A 1,548-nucleotide genomic window follows, 5' to 3' on the forward strand; every position below is an offset into this window, starting at 1 on the left:
AGCTCGGCGGCAAAATCTGCACTTTCTTGCTCAGCTTCTTCAAGAACGGTGTTGTCAGATTCAAACAGTTCATCCAGCTCAGTCATCAGAGGATCATGCTCTGGTGACATTTCCTCAAGATCACCTAAGAAGTCATTGCTATTAAACGGGACGCTTTCTTCTTGGAATGATTTCGTTAGTTCTGGTTCTGATGCAGCCGGTGGTTGTGGCTGCGCCTCGCTCAGTAGAGCGTCGATATCTAAGCCAGATTCAAGTTCTAACTCTGAGGCGTCTTCTTCAACCTGCGCGGTTAGCGGCTTTTCTTCCTCTGGCTCAAGCGCTTTATTTTGTTCCGTTTGAGGCTCAATCTCTTCAAAACCAAAATCAGCCACCAAGTCATCGTCTAACTGACTCTCATCAGCAGTGACTATCTCATCCTCACGAATCAAATCATCGAATGGGTCGAGCTCGGTCGCGATTTCGTCTTCTAAAACGGGCTCATCATCGTCGTCTTGCAGTAACTCATCGAGTAAATCAACGCTGTTTTCGTCGAGTTCCTCAATTACTTCTTCAGCCTCAAAATCAGATAGCGCTTCCAATTCGTTGAGCGGATCGAACTCTTCCTCGGTTTCGTCTTCATCGAAATCGATCAATTCGTCGAGTAGTTCAGTGCTGTTTTCATCGATATCGGTGTCATCAGTCAAACCCGCCAGACTTTCGAGTTCATCAAGTGGGTCAAGCTCAGTTGATGTTTCTTCTGCTGGTTGATCGTATTGAGCTAATAGCTTATCAATATCGTCATCCGACGCCTCTCCTGCCGAGAAATCCTCGTCTGAGACTTGCGGCTCTGGCTTGGTATCTTCAACGTCAAGATCTAAATCATCGTCGCCAAGTTCTGCGAATAAATCGTCCAGCATCGCTTGATCAACGCTGCCACTTGAAAGGTCTTCCGATGGTTCATCATCAGCAAGAAGTTTGGCAAATTCATCATCAGAAATAGCGTTATCGTCGTCGGACAAGTCGAAGCCTGTTTCGTCTTCGTCGAGCACTTCAAGTTCTGGCGTCACTTCATCAAGCGCACGTTCCATCTCTTCAAGGCCCAGCGCTTTCTCGTCGCCATTGACTTGAATGCCGCTCGTTGAAGAATCAAACTCGTCAAATCCAACGTCTAAATCACCATCATCGCCGATACCGGCAAATGGATCTTCGCCGTCATCGCCTTCTAAGTTGAAGTCTAGTTCTTCGTCATCTAGGTTTGCGAAGACATCTTCTTCAAGCTCAGCTTTCTCATCCTGCTCTAATAGCGGTTCAGAGTCATCATCACCAAACAAGTCATCATCTAGGCTGAGCTCATCATCAAGTTGGTCAGCGGCTGCTAAACCAATTGGTGCCGCAAGTGGATCGATATCTTGTGTCTGCTGCTGCGCGGCTTCCTCTTCTTTCGCTTTCGAGCGACGACCAAGTAGCATGACAACCAACAATGCAAGCAGCGCACCTGGAATCAGGGCAGCGAGTCCGACTAGCCAACCATTGGATAGAATCTTATCCATCGTACTTGGCTGCATGCGT

1 pseudogene is annotated in these 1,548 nt (G+C 47.6%); it reads right to left on the reverse strand.

Features of this window, described 5'->3' with window-relative positions:
* Positions 1–1,548: pseudogene (locus R7O12_RS24475) on the reverse strand (AAA family ATPase); the annotation flags it as partial.

The organism is Vibrio sp. Vb1574 (genome assembly GCF_033338675.1).